This is a genomic window from Pseudomonas sp. AC463 (assembly GCF_979253585.1).
On sequence record NZ_CEEDDZ010000815.1, the window covers coordinates 1 to 258 of the forward strand.

The 258-nt window shown below is 60.5% G+C and carries 1 pseudogene; it reads right to left on the bottom strand.

The features are described from left to right. Positions 1-258, bottom strand: a pseudogene (locus AC0IYH_RS32490) (methyl-accepting chemotaxis protein); the annotation flags it as partial.

Below are 258 nucleotides of genomic sequence, written 5' to 3' on the forward strand. Positions count from 1 at the left end.
CTCCGCGTACAGCTCCTGTGCTGCTGCGGTTTGCAGGGCCAGGGCCATGTTGCGCTGATACTCGACCCAGATGGTGTCGATTTCCCGGAAGCGTTCGAGGGAGCGCTCGTTGTAGAACAGCTCGCGGGATTCATCGATGTTCTTGCGGGCGGCCTCACTGTAGCGGGCGATATCGGCGAGGATGCGCTCGCGATCCTGCTCGGTTGTCGCCAGCAGGAAGTTGGAACGGGCACGGCCGATGAAGATGATATTGAGGTT